The sequence below is a fragment of the Zooshikella sp. RANM57 genome, assembly GCF_050749885.1.
In the GTDB taxonomy this organism is placed as follows: Bacteria; Pseudomonadota; Gammaproteobacteria; order Pseudomonadales; family Zooshikellaceae; genus Zooshikella.
The window spans coordinates 208,344-226,231 of the sequence record NZ_JBOIUB010000004.1; the positions used below are offsets into that span (position 1 = coordinate 208,344).

Sequence of the window (17,888 nt, forward strand, 5' to 3'; positions counted from 1 at the left end):
ATAAGACAAGTGTGACATGATTCAAGATGAATGGCGGCAGGTATTATGCGGTATAGGCTACGTATTAACATGCTGTGAAAAAACACACAAAAAGCCGCTATGCTTATATATACCTGTGGAGCGTATCTTAAACCTAAATAAGTAGGGTTAATGAAGGAAAGCATGGACATACAAGGCTATGGAATTTTGCTGTTCGTCACAATTTTATTACAAATAGTTTTTTTACAGGAAGGTATGGCCAGTGATGTAAATAGTATAACTGAGTCAGATCAACAAGTGAGAGTGCTACTTGTCCCAAACAAGGAGGCTAAGTTATCCAGCCAAATGAATGGTCGTATTGCAGAGTTCAAAGTAAAAGAAGGAGAGTCATTTAAAAAAGATGATACGTTAGTGACATTTGATTGTGATGAGCCATTAGCCAATTTAAAGTCAACTAAAGCTCAGTATGAAATCGCTAAAAAAACCTATCAAATTCAAAAGAAGTTAAATAAATTATCAGCTGGTAGCCGTTTGGATCTTGCTGTTGCTGCCGCAGAAGTTGATAAATCAGAAGCGATGTATGCTTATAATCAGGTTATGGTTAAGCATTGTACCATTTATGCGCCATTTGATGGGTGGGTGGTAGAAAAGGTAGTGAACGAACATGAAAATGTTACTTATGGTACACCGCTTATTTCTATTATTGATAACGAGCCTCTAAAATTAGACTTATTTGTTCCTTCTGGATGGTTGAATTGGCTTAGTGTGGGTAAACGTTTTCAGCTTACCATTGATGAAACAAGAAAGAACTATCAGGCGGTCATCAAAAAAATTATACCTAAAGTTGATTCTGCCAGTCAGACGGTTGCGGTTAAAGCATTAATTGATCAGCAGCCGCCAGAACTTATTGCTGGCATGAGTGGCACAGCCTATTTTCCCAAAGGAGAACTTTAGCTTTCTTTATATTTAATCGCATAAGGAGAGAGTGACTTGTTAAATGGACTGCTACAAGGATAGAGTATGGATACTCCGAAAGTTCAGTTAAATAAACAAGCTCAACGGCTAAATCAAGTCAAAGAGGCAACGGATGACCATAAGTTCCAGCGTCTTTTAGAACTACTTTCTTTAGAAAGTGAATTGAGACTGTTAGAAAAAAAAGTGGATTTATATTTCACCATTAGTAATGAAACCATTCGTCTAGTTCCTTATGACCAGTCTGTAGTATTTAAAAGTCAACAGGTTCACTCCAGTAAAAAAAATAAAACAAAGTCTGTTTATTCATTTTCCGCAGTAACCGTTTCATCACAGTCAACTATTGATAAGGAATCTCCTTTTATTATCTGGCTTCATGCTGTTATATACCATGTTGCAAAACATCATTCATTGACTGAGTTTATTGATATTAACCCAGGTATGTTAAGTGATGATTTAAGGAGTGAATGGTGCCATTGGTGCCCAGGTCACGTTTTGTGGTGTCCTTTGCTTGATAATCGGAAGCGATTGTTGGGTGGAGTATGGTTGATTAGAAGAGCATTATGGGAGCAAAACGATAAGGTTATACTTACAAGGTTAATGGAGGCTTACGCATATACATGGCAAGTTTTAACCCCCAAGCACTCTTTTCAACAACAGATCAAGCGTATTTTAGCCGGTCGTAAAAAGTGGATCATTTTAGCCCTGTTAATGATGAGTATTATTCCTGTTCGCTTAAGTGTTTTGGCTTCTGCTCAGGTGGTAGCTCGTCAGCCAATATTAGTGACAGCCCCCCTGGAAGGGGTTGTTAAAGAAATAATGGTGCAACCTAATCAGAATGTTGTTAAGGGAGATATTCTTTTTACATTAGATGACACCGTCATTCGTAATCAGCACAGTTTGGCGCTAAAAGCTTATGATGTTGCGCGGGCAAACTATATGAGAGCGAGTCAACAAGCATTTGCAGATGTGCGGAGTAAAGCTGAATTAGCTGTTTTAAAGGCAACACTTGCAGAGAAAAAAGCCGAAGTTGATTATCAGCAGGCTTTAATGGAACGAATTAGAATTGTGGCTCAACATAATGGTGTTGTCGTTTTTAGTGATCCTAATGACTGGATTGGTAAGCCTGTTGTTGTAGGTGAAAAAATTATGACGATTGCTGATATTCATGATACATGGCTGGATATCTGGTTGCCTGTTGACGATGCCATTAATTTAGAATCAGGTGCGCCATTAAGGTTGTTTTTGAATGTTGACCCTTTGAACTCAATTCCTGCTAAATTGGAACAAACCAGCTACGAGGCTGAACTGTCACCTCAGGATATACTTGCTTATCGCCTAAAGGCCAGTTTTCAGTCTGATGAACAATTACCCAGGCTGGGCTTGAAAGGTGTAGTAAAATTATATGCTGACTATGTTCCGTTAGTGTATTACATCTTTCGACGGCCGCTTTCAGAAGCGAGGCGTTGGTTTGGTTTGTAATGGATGACAATAAACTCGATTTAAATAGCCTTTTGCCAGAACTCCGTCAGGAGCTACAGTTATTGCCTGGACCCAGAACCAAAACGGGTGAGCCATCATGGACCTTGCATGATCCTGTGAGCCAACGTTTTTTTTATATCGGTGAGCGAGAATTTATTTTACTCAGCCATTGGCATCATCGGCAGGTAGCTGAAGTATTAATGTGCTGTAATAAAAATAACAAAAAATGTTATGAGCTTGCAGATATAGAAAAACTGCTTGTTTTTTTGTATAAAAATGAGCTACTTAAAGTTCTGGATAAAAAGGCTAACCGAGTGCTTATTGATCGTTATTTTGCTATGAATAAGGGCTGGAAAAGCTGGTTACTTAGGAACTATCTGTTTTTTAGAATTCCACTGATTAGGCCTGATCGTTTTTTAACAGTAACATACCCTTATATTTGTCATCTTTTTACTACAAGAATGCTTATCGTTTTTGGGGGGCTGACATTATTTGGCATCTTGTTAGTGTTACGTCAACTTGATTACTTTATTCATAGTTTTAGTTATTTATATAGTATTTCTGGCGCATTAACATTTTTTATTACCTTGAGCTGTATTAAAGTAGCTCATGAGTTTGGTCATGCTTATGCTTGTAAACACTTCGGCCTAAAAGTACCTTCAATGGGGGTTGCATTTATGGTGCTATGGCCTGTGTTATATACTGATGCTACGGAAGCTTGGAAGCTAAGCAAAAGAAATCAAAGAATTAAAATCGGTATTGCTGGGGTTGCCACAGAGTTAGCTATTGCGGGGGTTGCCACATTTGTGTGGAGCTTCCTTCCTGAAGGTGGTTTAAAGTCTGTTATGTTTATTGTGGCAACAACTACCTGGGTTTTTAGTTTATTGATTAATTTAAACCCATTTATGCGTTTTGATGGTTATTATGTTTTAGTGGATATACTGGATACACCCAATTTGCAACCCCGATCTTTTGCATTAGCAAAGTGGTGGCTTCGAGAGTTACTTTTTGGCATTAAGGCAGACCCACCAGAGGTTTTTCCTAAAGCCCGGCATTATACTCTAATAGCCTATGCTATTTTCACTTGGTGTTATCGATTTTTAATATTTTTAGGTATCGCCATTCTGCTTTATAGTATTGCGTTTAAACTGTTAGGAATAATCCTTTTTATCGTTGAGATTGGCGTCTTGTTAATTAAACCGGTTGTCAATGAAATGAGTGTATGGTGGAAACTTAGACCACAATTACCTACGCGCCGAAAGATCATATTGCCCTTACTTATTATTTCGGGACTTCTTCTAGCGTGCTTTCCCTGGTTCTCTACCGTTGAGCTACCAGGTATATATGCTGCCACGTTGTTCCAGCGTATATATCCACCCGTTGAGGCGCAAATGAGTCAAGTAACCATTAAACATGGGCAACAAGTAAAAGCGGGCGATGAGTTATTTCGTTTATCAACACCCAATCTGTATTATGAAATTAAACGTGCTGAAGCTCGTCATAATATGTTACAGCTTGTATTGAAACGCAGTGGTTCTACTCCTGAGATGTTAGATGCCACTTCGGTGATTGCTCAACAGTTAGCAGAGGTAGAGAGTAAGCTGCAAGGATTAACAGAAAAGCAAAAAAAATTATCAATACAAGCGACAATGGATGGGGAAATACTACAGTTAAAAGATGGTTTGGTGAAAGGTACTTGGGTTAACTCAAAGCAGCAGATTGCATTATTAGTGAATACTCAAAGTGGAATGATTGAGGCGTATGTCCCTGAGAGAGATCTTAAAAAAATCATCGATGGTGCTTCAGCCAGGTTTTATCCTGATATACCTGAGTTAGCCCCTATTGACTGTGAGGTAACATCAGTTAGCTTGATACATAGTCACTCACTTGATACCCCTTATCTTGCATCTATTTATGGTGGGGATATTCCTGTGAGAGTCGAGAGTAATGGCACACTTGTTAATGAAGAAGCATTATTTCGCATCAAATTGAAACCTAAACAGTTATTTCCGACTAGGTTAGAGCATGTCATCAGGGGACAGATTTCTGTTGAGGTAAACTCTTACAGTATGGTTGAATCATTTATTAATCATATTTTGCAAGTTTTTATCAGGGAAACAAGTTTCTAATTTTGATGCTTAAAGGGGTGTTTAAAGGGATGCTTAAAGGATTGCTACTACCCAAAGTTTACCTCATATACAGTATTTAACCTTTCCTCTACATAAACCAATCAACAGTGATGAAGGTATAGCATCACTGGTTTTTTGTTCTTTTTATAAATTTGTTTTTAGAAAGCTTCTCTTTGATACCAAGTCATAGGCAAAAAAAATATTCGCACTATACTTACGTATACCTGCAGCAAAGGGTATGCGTCTGTGGGGTATTAAAAACAAAAATACTAATTCTGGAGAAGTAATGGTTACTTCAATGGATCTGAATGGGTTCTCCAAAGGAATATCACTTCGTCCGGCGACCTCTTCTGATAAATACTTTATTAATACATTATATCGATCAACACGTGATGACCTGCGATTAATCGATGGGAATGAAGACTTTGTGGAAACGCTTATTGAGCAACAGTGCCATGCTCAAGCAGTAGGCTATGGAGAAATGTTTCCACACGCTTTCTATTTTATTATAGAAAAGCAACAACAACCTATTGGTCGAGTTACTCTTGATTTTTCAAACGAAGTTGTACATGTCGTAGATATTGCCTTTATTCCTGAAGCCAGAAATAAAGGATATGGAGAAAGTGTATTAAAAGCATTGCAATTAGCTGCAGGCAAAAGTCGCTCACCCCTGATTCTCAGTGTACATCAAAGCAATTGGGCGGCTAAAAAGCTGTACAAGAAATTAGGGTTTATAGTTGAAGGCTTTTATCCACCGTATGAACGAATGGCATGGTATCCATCTGGTAAGGAGATGACAGCTTAAAACATTTGTGAAGGGATTATATCCAGCGTTTGGGTATTTTGAAACAAAACAAAAAAGGAAGTGAACTTATGTCTGAACCGTATATTAGCCAAATAAATATGTTCGGGTTTGACTTTGCGCCTAGAACCTGGGCCAAGTGTGATGGACAAGTTTTACCCATTGCGAGTAACCCTAGTCTTTTTTCTCTATTAGGTGTTGCTTACGGCGGTGATGGCCGTACCACATTTGGTTTACCGAATTTACAAGGTCGTGTTCCCATTCATATGGGTAATGGTTATCGAATAGGTGAGAAAGGTGGAAGTGAAACGGTTATGTTAACCGTCGAAAACTTGCCTCGTCATAACCATCAAATGCAAGCGAATAGTCAACCTGCAGAGACAAATGAACCGAGCAATCAAGTGTTAGCAATGGAGCCGAGTGGTAGAAATATTTATGGTCCAGCCACCAATTTAGTGGAGATGGGTAATTCCTTAATGGCGACTGGTGGTGGTGAAGCTCATTTTAATATGCAGCCATCGCAAGTAATTAATTTTTGCATTGCGCTGACGGGATTATTTCCACCAAGAAGTTAAGTCTCTATCAGGAATAAATTACAGAGGAATAGAATAATGGCTGAGCCCTATATAGGTGAAATCAGAATTTTTGCGGGTAACTTTGCTCCTGTGCATTGGGCATTTTGTGATAATAACCTGATTCCCGTGACTGAAAATGGTGCATTATTTTCGCTATTAGGAAATAGTTATGGTGGTGATGGTCGAAGCACCTTTGCATTACCAGACATGCGTGGTCGCTTACCTGTAAACCAAGGCACTGGGCCAGGTTTAACGCCTCGTACTATTGGTGAACGGATGGGGGTTGAAGAAGTCACTCTGACAGTTCCACAAATGCCTGCTCATACTCACCAAGTACAGGCAAGTAATAATATGGCAGATAGCATAGAGCCACAAAGTCGGGTATTGGCAAATGGTCAGCCGATTTACTTATCAACGCATGCGAATTTAGTGGCTATGTCGCCAAGCCAAGTGGGAAATACTGGAGGCGATCAACCTCACAATAATGTTATGCCATTTTTATGTGTCAATTTTATTATCGCATTGCAAGGTATATACCCTCAACGGAATTAAAGGAATCTCTAAAAATTAATATTTTTAGAGTCACCTTAACTTTATTTGTAGGAGCTTCTCGTTATGGCTGAACCATTTATAGCGCAAATTCAACTATGGGGTTGTAATTATGCACCTCGCGGTTGGGCATATTGTGATGGTGGATTATTATCGATTGCCGAAAATACGGCATTATTTTCATTAATTGGCACTACCTATGGTGGTGATGGTCGCACCACAATGGGGATACCTAATTTACAGGGTCGAGCACCCATGCATTCTGGTAATGGTCCAGGGTTAACACCCAGGTTATTGGCTGAAAAAGGGGGAACAGAAGAAGTCATCTTAACTCAGGCTACCATGCCAAAACACACTCACCAGATGTATGCGGAAGATGCTGATGCGGTAGAAACCGAAACCGCAGCAGACTATTTAGCCAGAGGAGGAACTCCGGGGCGAGGTGGTCGTTTTTATCCTATTGATACCTATAATAATCCTGAAAATTTAATGCCATTATCACCATCGTCGTTAACTGAGACAGGGCTAGGACAAGCCCACGAAAACAGGCAGCCATTGTTGGCAGTAAACTTTTGTATGGCATTAATGGGTATTTACCCTAATCGAAGCTAAACACCATTACTCTTTATAGGGGGGCTATAATGAGTTGATTTAAGTGATGATTTTTATGGTGGCTTTTTTACTGAGAAAATAATGTCATAAAAAAGTACAGCAATTCCTTATAAACTTTAAGGATCTTATTAAGGGTGTTGAGGTTTGTATAAGGTGAGCGAGTGGTATAAGGTGAGAATACAGCTTATGTGGTAGTTATGACTGTATTCTTCAACCGAGTTTGACCACTGCTTTTAAAAACACTTCGTTAAGGGTATATTTTCTTGATTAACCATCATTATTTGAAAAAGCTATCGATGTTATGGTCTATAAAAGTATACGTTACAACATATAATAAATAAGGGACTTGAGAATACTATGCAGGTTGATTCACTCGCCCAGTTAAAACATGATGATTTTAGTAAACACATTAAAGAGAAATTTATTGTTAAGGATGTCGGTGTTGACTTTTTTATAGAACTTATTGAAGTTAAACAGCTGTACAGAGCAATTAAAAAAGGTGGAAGAGATCAGTTTTCACTACTTTTTAAAGCAGCTGATGAAATACTTTTGCCGCAAAAAATGTATCATTTGGTCCATGAAAAAATGGGAGAATTGAGTATTTTTTTGGTACCTATAGGTCATGAATGCCCCGAAGAACAGGGCGGGCAGGCATTTTATTTATATGAAGCAATTTTTACGTGAAGTTTTGTACCTATTTTTTTGTTATACATTCTTGATCATGGAAATATTAAGATTTGATGAAAAATATCCTCTTTGAGTATCAGTGTTAGCTATATGTAAAGTGAAACGTATTTTTTGGTTATTGTTTGTAATATCGTGTTGGGCTAGTATTTAACGTAGTCAGGCTAGAGAGGGGAAACTACAGCCTGAATGAAATGATGAAGTACTGTATGAAGTCTATTTGATTTAGTTAAGCATATTTGTATTGAATGCCACTATTTGGGAGAGGTTTGAATGTAAGTTTAAATCTTTGCATGGATGCTACTGTAAAAATTATTTTTATATATAAGTTGTTTCGCAGTGTTTTATGTCGTGATGTAGTTTATTTTTATATATAAATTATTTTTTTGTTCTATTTTTATATTGCAGCCTATCAATATGATGATAGCTCAATGTCACTACTAAAATAGAGCAGAGTTACACGCTTGTGCGTGTTGTACAATTGACGCATGAGATTTTAATAGACTGGATTGTCTAGTCGATTAGCGAAATTTGCAGGAGCACTAAACCATGCAGCCTAAATGTCAGCATCGTTCGTCTTACCGTTCTCTTATTCATAAATATTTAAAACATGGTTTACGTAACAGCGCTAACGCTATCTTACGCAAAAAATCTTCTAATTTTTCCTCATCGCCTTCTCAAACGCCTTCCCTACATAGTGTTTCATCTGCTTCCTGTTTAATTGCGCTGGAAAAGCGGTTTTTATTTGATGGTGCTGCAGCTGCAACAACGGCAGATACTGTAGACTCAAATGAAAACGCTACAGAGACCAATACAGAAAACACCACCTCGGAAGAATTAGCACAAGCGCTTGCGCAGCCAGCAACAACGAATAACGATGATTTGGAAAGTGCTGAAGAGCAATCTGATGAAAATAAAGTTGTCATCTTTATTGATAGTCGTGTTGCTGACTATCAGTCTTTAATGGAAGGGTTAGATGAGTCCGTTGATGTTGTCATTATTCAGGAGCAGCAAAATGGTTTGGAGCAAATGGCTAATGCGTTGGCTGAGTACAGTAATTTAGATGCCATTCACGTTGTTTCACATGGTGATGATGGTCAGCTGCAATTAGGGAACGTTACTGTTTCTGCAGATAATATTGCAAATTATAGCCAGTATTTGTCGGATATTGGCGCTGCACTTACACAGCAGGGTGATATTTTGTTGTATGGCTGTGACGTAGGGAAAGGATCTGCGGGTGAAGCCTTTGTTCAGGCACTTGCAGACTTTACGGATGCGGACATTGCAGCTTCAACGGATGATACCGGTGGTGACGCATTAGGCGGTAACTGGAATTTAGAATACTCCACTGGCGATGTATCCAATGATTCTCCCTTTGATTCGGATATGCTTGCATCTTATGACTATTTAATGGCGCTTCCTATTTCTAGTGATCAAACAACCACTTATGATGGTTTAGGGTTACTGGATACTGTGCTTATTGTAAATGGCACTGTTATAGATGATCTGTCGTATGATGGTTGGCGTTTTAATGGGTTTGGTGGTGAAACGGGTATTTATCCATCAGCATTAAGTTTAACGAATGATGTGAATACAACAGGAACTCGAATTTATACCAGTGATAGTTCCAACTTTAAATTTACCAGTGTTGATTATGTCATTGATACAGCGGGTAACCCAGCGAATGCCAGTGTGACTTTTTATGGGTTTAGAGATGGCTCCCAAGTAGAGTCTCAGAACTTTAATGCAGCAGATACCAGTTCAGGTACCTGGACATTAAACTGGGGATCGGTTGATGAAATTAAAGTGGCTGCCAACACTAACTGGATATTCCTCGATAATTTAAAAGTAGGCGCTGAAATTCCAGCTAATGCAACCCCAGCTATATCCGTCAATGATACAAACCTAGCTTATACCGAAGGTACGGCTGCAACTCAGGTTGATGGTGCCGCGACTGTGAGTGATGCAGATGGAGATGCGGAATGGAATGGCGGTTCACTGTCAGCACAAATTACCAGTAATGCTGAAGCAGGGGACCGAATCAGCATTGTGGACAGTGATGGCGATGGTACGGCAATCACCATTAGTGGTACTAATATTTTTGCTAATGGAGTCGATATTGGTGATCTTAGCGCTAGTGGAGGTATTGTCACCGGAGGCACTAAGCTAACCATTACCTTCGATGCCGATGCCACAAATGCCAATGTACAGGAAGTGCTACAGTCTATTCGTTATGACTCAACCACTGATGATCCAGGTACTAATAACAGAGTCATTACTTTTACGGCCACAGATAGTAGTGCGGCAAGCGGATCTGATACCCGAACTGTGGTTATGACAGCAGTAAACGATGAGCCTACCTTAACCGCCAATGCCAGTGACCCAACCTTTACGGAAGGTGGTGCAGCTGCCAGTTTATTCAGTGGTAGCAATATCAGTACGGTCGAGTCTGGGCAAACGGTCAGTGGTTTAACCTTTACTGTCACTAATGTCACTAATGGCAGTAATGAGCGCATTAATATTGATGGCACCACGATAGTGCTGACCCATGGCACCAATGGTTCAACAGCCAGTAATAGTTTGAATTATTCCGTAAGTGTTATTGGCACTACGGCCACTATATCGCTGACAGGGGGTAGCTTGTCCGCGGCTGCTGCACAAACCATGGTGGATAATATGAGTTACCAAAATAACAGTAACTCGCCAAGCACCAGCAACCGCGTGGTGACCTTAACCAGTGTTCAGGATAGCGGTGGTACGGCTAATGGGGGTGACAATACAGGCTCATTAGCGATTGCTTCCACGGTCACTGTTGTACAAAACAATGATGAGCCGACCTTAACTGCGACTGGAAGCAACCCCACGTTTACCGAAGGTGGAGCCGCTGCCAGCTTATATAGTGGTACCAGTATCAGTACCGTCGAAGCTGGCCAAACCATTAAAGGGCTGACGTTTACCATCACGAACGTTACCAACGGCAGCAGTGAAATAATCAATATTGATGGTACCGCCATTGTGCTCACCCATGGCACCAGTGGTAGTACTGCAACGAATAGCTTGAATTACAGTGTGATGGTCATTGGCACGACAGCAACGGTTTCCTTGACTGGGGGCACGCTGTCTACTGCAGCCACTCAAAACATGATAGACAATATGAGCTATCAAAATAACAGTAATACGCCCAGTACCAGCAACCGAGTGGTAACACTAACCAGTATTCAGGATAGTGGCGGTACCGCCAATGGGGGCGATGATACGGCTTCTGTCGCGATTGCTTCGACGGTAACGGTAGTAGGTGTCAACGATGAGCCTACCTTAACAGCTAATGCCAGTAACCCAACCTTTACTGAAGGCGGAGCAGCCGCCAGCCTGTTTAATGGCACTAGTATCAGTACTGTAGAAGCGGGTCAAACCATCACTGGACTGAGCTTTACCATCACCAATGTCACCAATGGTAGTAATGAACGAATCAATATTGATGGCACCACCATTGTGCTCACCCACGGCACTAACGGTAGCACAGCAGGGAATAGCTTGAATTACAGTGTGATGGTGATCGGTACTACTGCTACTGTGACCATGACCGGTGGCAACATGTCTACTGCTGCAGCCCAGACCATGATTGATAACATGAGTTACCAGAATAACAGTAACTCCCCCAGCACCAGCAACCGGGTGGTGACCTTAACCAGTATTCAAGACAGTGGCGGTACCGCCAATGGTGGTGATAACACCGGTTCACTGGCTGTAGCATCCACAGTTACTGTCGTACAAAACAACGATGAGCCAACCCTAACCTCCAATGGCAGCAACCCCACGTTTACTGAGGGTGGTGCAGCTGGCAGTCTGTTTAACGGCACTAGTATTAGTACCGTGGAGGCAGGTCAAACCATCAAGGGCTTTACCTTTACCGTATCCAATGTGGCCAATGGTATTAATGAAGTGATTAATATTGATGGTACGGCGATTATACTGACTCATGGTACCAGTGGCAGTACTGCAGGAAACAGTTTGAGTTATAGCGTCACGGTGGTGGGTACTACAGCGACTGTGGCGTTGACTGGTGGCACCATGTCTACCGCGACCACGCAAACGTTGATTGATAACATGAGTTATCAAAACAACAGTAATACGCCCAGTACCAGTAATCGGGTAGTGACCTTAACCAGTATTCAGGACAGTGGTGGCACCGCTAATGGCGGGGATGATACCGCGTCTATCTCCGTGGCTTCGACCGTGACAGTTGTCGGTGTGAATGATGAACCGACCTTAACCGCCAATGCCAGCAACCCAACCTTTACCGAAGGGGGCGCGGCGGCCAGCCTGTTCACCGGTACCAATATTAATACCGTGGAATCCGGGCAAAACATCACAGGGCTGAGCTTTACCATCACTAACGTCACCAATGGCAGTAACGAGCGCATTAATATCGATGGCACCACCATTGTGCTCACCCATGGCACCAATGGCAGTACGGCAGGAAATAGTTTGAATTACAGTGTGATGGTGATTGGCACCACGGCTACGGTGACCATGACGGGGGGTAACCTGTCAGTCGCGGCGGCAGAAACCATGATCGATAACATGAGTTACCAGAACAACAGTAACTCGCCCAGCACCAGTAACCGGGTGGTAACCTTAACCAGTATTCAGGACAGTGGTGGCACCGCCAATGGGGGTGATAACACTGGTTCACTGGCAGTAGCATCCACAGTTACTGTTGTACAAAACAATGATGAGCCGACGCTAACCGCCAATGGCAGCAACCCCACCTTCACTGAGGGCGGTGCGGCTGGTAGCCTGTTTAATGGCACCAGTATTAGCACGGTAGAAGCGGGTCAAACCATCAAGGGCTTCTCTTTTACCGTGTCTAATGTGGCCAATGGCATTAATGAAGTGATCAATATTGATGGTACGGCGATTGTCCTTGCTCATGGCACCAGTGGCACTACGGCGGGGAATAGCTTGAGCTATACCACCAGCGTAGTGGGCACCACCGCGACTGTCGTATTTACGGGCGGCACCTTATCCACCGCCACCGCGCAAACCCTGATTGATAACATGAGTTATCAGAACAACAGTGATACGCCCAGCACCAGCAACCGGGTGGTGACTTTAACCAGCATTCAGGACAGTGGCGGTACCGCCAATGGCGGGGATGATACGGCGTCTATCTCCGTGGCTTCGACCGTGACAGTTGTAGGTGTGAATGATGAGCCTACTTTAACCGCCAATGCCAGCAACCCCACTTTTACTGAGGGTGGAGCAGCCGCCAGCCTGTTTACGGGCACGGATATCAATACGGTGGAATCAGGGCAAAACATCACTGGGTTGAGCTTTACCATTACCAATGTCACCAATGGTAGCAATGAGCGCATTAATATTGATGGCACCACCATTGTGCTGACCCACGGCACTAATGGTAGCACCGCAGGAAATAGCTTGAATTACAGTGTGATGGTGATCGGCACTACCGCCACCGTGACCATGACCGGGGGGAATCTATCAGTCGCAGCCGCTGAAACGATGATTGATAACATGAGTTATCAGAATAACAGTAACTCCCCTAGCACCAGCAATCGAGTGGTGACGTTAACCAGTATCCAAGACAGTGGTGGTACGGCCAATGGCGGTGATAACACGGGTTCATTGGCGGTTGCTTCTACGGTCACTGTGGTACAAAACAACGATGAGCCAACGTTAACTTCCAATGGTAGCAACCCCACGTTTACTGAGGGTGGGGCGGCCGGTAGTCTGTTTAACGGCACCAGTATTAGCACTGTGGAAGCGGGTCAAACTATCAAGGGTTTCTCTTTTACCATTTCCAATGTGGCGAATGGCATTAATGAAGTAATTAATATTGATGGCACGGCGATTGTGCTCACTCATGGCACCAGTGGCAGTACGGCCGGCAATAGTTTGAGTTATAGCGTCACGGTGGTGGGTACTACAGCTACCGTAGCGTTGACCGGTGGCACCATGTCTACAGCTACCACGCAAACCCTGATTGATAACATGAGTTATCAAAACAACAGCAATACCCCCAGTACTAGTAACCGTGTTGTTACATTGAGCAGTATTCAGGACAGTGGTGGCACCGCTAATGGCGGGGATGATACCGCGTCTATCTCGGTGGCTTCGACGGTGACTGTAGTCGGTGTGAACGACGAGCCTACCTTAACTGCCAATGCCAGTAACCCGACCTTTACCGAGGGTGGAGCAGCCGCCAGCCTGTTCACTGGCACCAATATTAATACCGTGGAATCAGGCCAGAATGTTACAGGTCTCAGCTTTACCATCACCAATGTCACCAATGGCAGTAACGAGCGGATTAATATCGATGGCACCACCATTGTGCTGACCCATGGCACCAATGGCAGTACGGCGGGTAATGGATTGAACTACAGCGTAATGGTTATCGGTACTACGGCTACGGTGACTATGACCGGGGGTAACCTGTCAGTCGCGGCGGCCGAAACCATGATTGATAACATGAGTTATCAAAATAACAGCAATACGCCAAGTACTAGTAATCGGGTAGTGACCTTAACCAGTATTCAGGATAGCGGTGGTACGGCTAATGGGGGTGATAATACTGGCTCGTTAGCCGTTGCCTCAACGGTTACCGTGGTGCAAAACAACGATGAACCCACTTTAACTTCCAATGGTAGCAATCCCACTTTCACTGAAGGGGGGGCGGCCGGGAGTCTGTTTAACGGTACCAGTATCAGTACCGTGGAAGCGGGTCAAACTATCAAAGGCTTTACCTTTTCCGTTTCCAATGTGGCCAACGGTATTAATGAAGTCATCAATATTGACGGCACGGCGATTGTGCTGACCCATGGCACCAGTGGTAGTACCGCCGGGAATAGCTTGAGCTATAGTGTTTCGGTAGTGGGCACCACTGCCACTGTCGCACTGACCGGTGGCACCATGTCTACCGCCACCACGCAAACCCTGATTGATAACATGAGTTATCAAAACAACAGCAATACCCCCAGTACTAGTAACCGAGTAGTGACCTTAACCAGTATTCAGGACAGTGGTGGTACAGCGAATGGTGGGGATGATACCGCGTCTATCTCTGTGGCTTCGACTGTGACAGTCGTCGGTGTGAACGACGAGCCTACCTTAACCGCCAATGCCAGCAACCCAACCTTTACCGAGGGCGGAGCAGCTGCCAGCCTGTTTACCGGTACCAATATTAATACGGTGGAATCAGGCCAGAACGTTACTGGACTGAGCTTTACCATCACCAATGTCACCAATGGCAGTAACGAGCGGATTAATATCGATGGCACTACCATTGTGCTTACCCATGGCACCAATGGCAGTACAGTAGGTAATGGCTTGAATTACAGTGTGATCGTCATAGGTACTACCGCGACAGTGTCAATGACGGGTGGCAATCTAACAGTGGCTGCGGCAGAGACCATGATTGATAACATGAGTTATCAGAACAATAGCAATACGCCCAGCACCAGTAACCGGGTAGTGACCTTAACCAGTATTCAGGACAGTGGTGGCACCGCCAATGGGGGTGATAACACTGGTTCATTAGCCGTTGCTTCAACGGTTACCGTAGTGCAAAACAATGATGAACCCACCTTAACCGCCAATGGTAGCAACCCCACCTTTACCGAAGGCGGGGCGGCCGGCAGCCTGTTTAATGGCACCAGTATCAGTACCGTGGAAGCAGGGCAAACCATCAAGGGCTTTACTTTTACCGTGTCCAATGTGGCCAATGGCATTAATGAAGTGATTAATATTGATGGTACGGCGATCATACTGACTCATGGTACCAGCGGCAGTACTGCAGGAAACAGTTTGAGTTATAGCGTCACTGTGGTCGGTACCACTGCAACCGTCGCACTGACCGGTGGCACCATGTCCACGGCTACCACGCAAACCTTGATTGATAACATGAGTTATCAGAACAACAGTAATACGCCCAGTACCAGTAACCGCGTTGTCACGTTAACCAGTATTCAGGACAGTGGTGGAACGGCGAATGGCGGGGATGATACGGCCTCAATTTCAGTCGCTTCGACTATAACCGTAGTGGGTGTCAATGATGAACCGACATTAACCGCCAATGCCAGTAATCCAACCTTTATTGAGGATGGGGCAGCGGCTAGCTTATTTAGTGGTACCACTATTTCTACCATTGAAACAGGTCAGAATATTTCTGGGTTTACCCTGACAGTGACTAATGTCGCGAATGGTGGCAGTGAGGTGTTGAATATTGACGGTACATCAATAGCACTGTCCCATGGAACCAATGGTACTACAGTAGGAAATAGCTTTAACTATACGGTTATTGTCGTGGGTAATACGGCAACAGTCACTCTTTCTGGAGGCAGTATTTCAGCTGCTTCAGCGCAATCACTGGTGGATAGTATTAGCTACCAAAATAACAGTAATACACCTGATACCAGTAACCGCGTTGTGACGTTAACCAGTATCCAAGACAGTGGTGGTACTGCAAATGGTGGTGATAATACAGGCTCACTGGCAATTGCTTCCACCGTGACGGTTGTTGGCAATAATGATGCGCCCACATTAAGTGCTAATGCAAATAACCCTAACTTTGTTGAGGATGGTAGTGCCGTTAATGTGTTTAATGGTAGCAGTGTTAGCACGGTTGAGGCTGGTCAGCATATAACAGGTTTAACCTTCACGATCACCAACATCACGAATATTTCTCAAGAAATAATCAATGTTGATGGTGCTTCAATTTTACTCGTGAATGGAGTTTCCGGCGCCACCACCATTAATGGATTAAATTATGCCGTGAGTTTTTCAGGTTCTACCGCAACTGTTGTATTAACGGGAGGTAGTTTAACAACGGCACAAACACAAACACTGGTTGATGGTATAACCTACCAAAATAACAGTCAGTCACCTAATACGACACCTCGTGTAGTGACGTTGACACAAATTACCGATGATGGTGGTACGGCTAATGGTGGTAGTGATACGAAGAATTTGTCTGTTTCTTCAACAGTAGGTGTGACTTCAGTAAATGATGTGCCAACTGCTATGGGCTTATCAAATGCTGATTTAAGATTATCGTCAACAACAGGTATTGTCGGTTCACTATCTACCACGGATGCAGATATTGGAGATACCCATACTTATGTGCTCGTCAGTGGTGTAGGTGGTGATCACAATGGCTTATTTGTGATTGAAAATAATGTGATAAAGGCAGCCAATACAGCCAACTTATCCGGTGGTGTTTACACTATTAGAGTGAAAACCATTGATGGTGCAGGTGGTTCTTATGAGAGACCCTTTACAATAACGGTTATTGATGACGCCTCTCTAAACTACTCTCAACAAAATGGCAATAATATTGGTGCGGATAGTCCTAGTGACCCCCCAAGGAGAGGTAATGAACCTGTTGGCGAAGGCGAACCTGCTTTTGAGCTTGAAAATCCGCTGGCTCCTGAGCCTCCAACTGTAAATGTTGTATTACCTAGAGAAGCTGTCGCAGTTAATAATGTCATCGATGCTAATCAACGCACCTATAATACGACACTCACAAATATTGCAGTAAATACTCAGGTGCCTCCACCGGTCGCATTTGCTCCAACATATAATTTTTATACAGCCATTGGTCGGGGATTTGGCATTAATAGTTCAACACCATTTGGCTCTCCCAGTAATATTGGTAGCCCCCCTGGATTTAATCAAGATACAGGGCCTGCAGATAGTAATGATGTAGGTAGTCCTGATGATAGTAATAATGGGGATGATGATACTCGTATAGAGCCTACAGATAGAGGAGATTCTGGAAATAGTGATACTCAGGATAGTAATCAGGGTGATTCTTCTCCAAGCAGTAGTGATACAAATAATTCAACATTTAGGCCTAGTTTTACAGAGCAGTTACAGCTCGCGAATAATACCAATAAAAAGCAAGCTTTAGTGGATGCATTAGTGGGAACACTGCCAAGTGAACAGGGTGAAAATGCTCAGAAAAACGAACTGATAGTGGATTAAAAAAATTATCACAAAAAGTGACTTAGAGAATCATTACAAAAATAAAGTTTATTTTTATCTAAAAAAATGCAGTGAGTTAGCTATATTTGTAAGTAGGTA

General features: G+C 42.9%; 9 protein-coding genes. All 9 read left to right on the plus strand.

What is annotated here, in order from left to right:
- Positions 1–150 precede the first annotated feature (150 nt).
- The 9 genes from ACQ96U_RS10635 to ACQ96U_RS10675 all read left to right on the plus strand — a co-directional run bounded on the left by ACQ96U_RS10635 (position 151) and on the right by ACQ96U_RS10675 (position 17,789).
- Positions 151–933, plus strand: a complete 783-nt coding sequence (locus ACQ96U_RS10635; RefSeq protein ID WP_431721229.1) for an efflux RND transporter periplasmic adaptor subunit — start codon at positions 151–153, stop codon at positions 931–933.
- Between the two features lie 66 nt (positions 934–999).
- Positions 1,000–2,433, plus strand: a complete 1,434-nt coding sequence (locus tag ACQ96U_RS10640) for an efflux RND transporter periplasmic adaptor subunit (RefSeq protein ID WP_431721230.1) — start codon at positions 1,000–1,002, stop codon at positions 2,431–2,433.
- Positions 2,433–4,562, plus strand: a complete 2,130-nt coding sequence (locus tag ACQ96U_RS10645) for an HlyD family efflux transporter periplasmic adaptor subunit (RefSeq protein WP_431721231.1) — start codon at positions 2,433–2,435, stop codon at positions 4,560–4,562. Before ACQ96U_RS10640 ends, ACQ96U_RS10645 begins: the two co-directional genes overlap by 1 nt.
- A 286-nt stretch (positions 4,563–4,848) precedes the next feature.
- On the plus strand, positions 4,849–5,367 hold the full coding sequence (locus tag ACQ96U_RS10650; RefSeq protein WP_431721232.1) for a GNAT family N-acetyltransferase: 519 nt from the start codon (positions 4,849–4,851) through the stop codon (positions 5,365–5,367).
- Positions 5,368–5,435: 68 nt separating this feature from the next.
- The gene (locus ACQ96U_RS10655) at positions 5,436–5,939 is read left to right on the plus strand and encodes a phage tail protein (protein ID WP_431721233.1); all 504 of its coding nucleotides are present in this window, start codon (positions 5,436–5,438) and stop codon (positions 5,937–5,939) included.
- A 36-nt stretch (positions 5,940–5,975) separates the two neighbouring features.
- Positions 5,976–6,491 carry a phage tail protein gene (locus ACQ96U_RS10660; RefSeq protein ID WP_431721234.1) on the plus strand — a complete coding sequence of 172 codons (516 nt, stop codon included), beginning with the start codon at positions 5,976–5,978 and terminating at the stop codon, positions 6,489–6,491.
- Positions 6,492–6,554: 63 nt separating this feature from the next.
- Positions 6,555–7,100, plus strand: a complete 546-nt coding sequence (locus ACQ96U_RS10665) for a phage tail protein (protein WP_431721235.1) — start codon at positions 6,555–6,557, stop codon at positions 7,098–7,100.
- 357 nt (positions 7,101–7,457) lie between these two features.
- Entirely contained in the window at positions 7,458–7,784 is a 327-nt protein-coding gene (locus ACQ96U_RS10670; protein ID WP_431721236.1) for a DUF6916 family protein, read from the plus strand.
- A gap of 549 nt (positions 7,785–8,333) precedes the next feature.
- Positions 8,334–17,789: a DUF4347 domain-containing protein gene (locus ACQ96U_RS10675; RefSeq protein WP_431721237.1), complete on the plus strand. Its 9,456-nt coding sequence runs from the start codon at positions 8,334–8,336 to the stop codon at positions 17,787–17,789.
- The last annotated feature ends 99 nt before the right edge of the window (positions 17,790–17,888 follow it).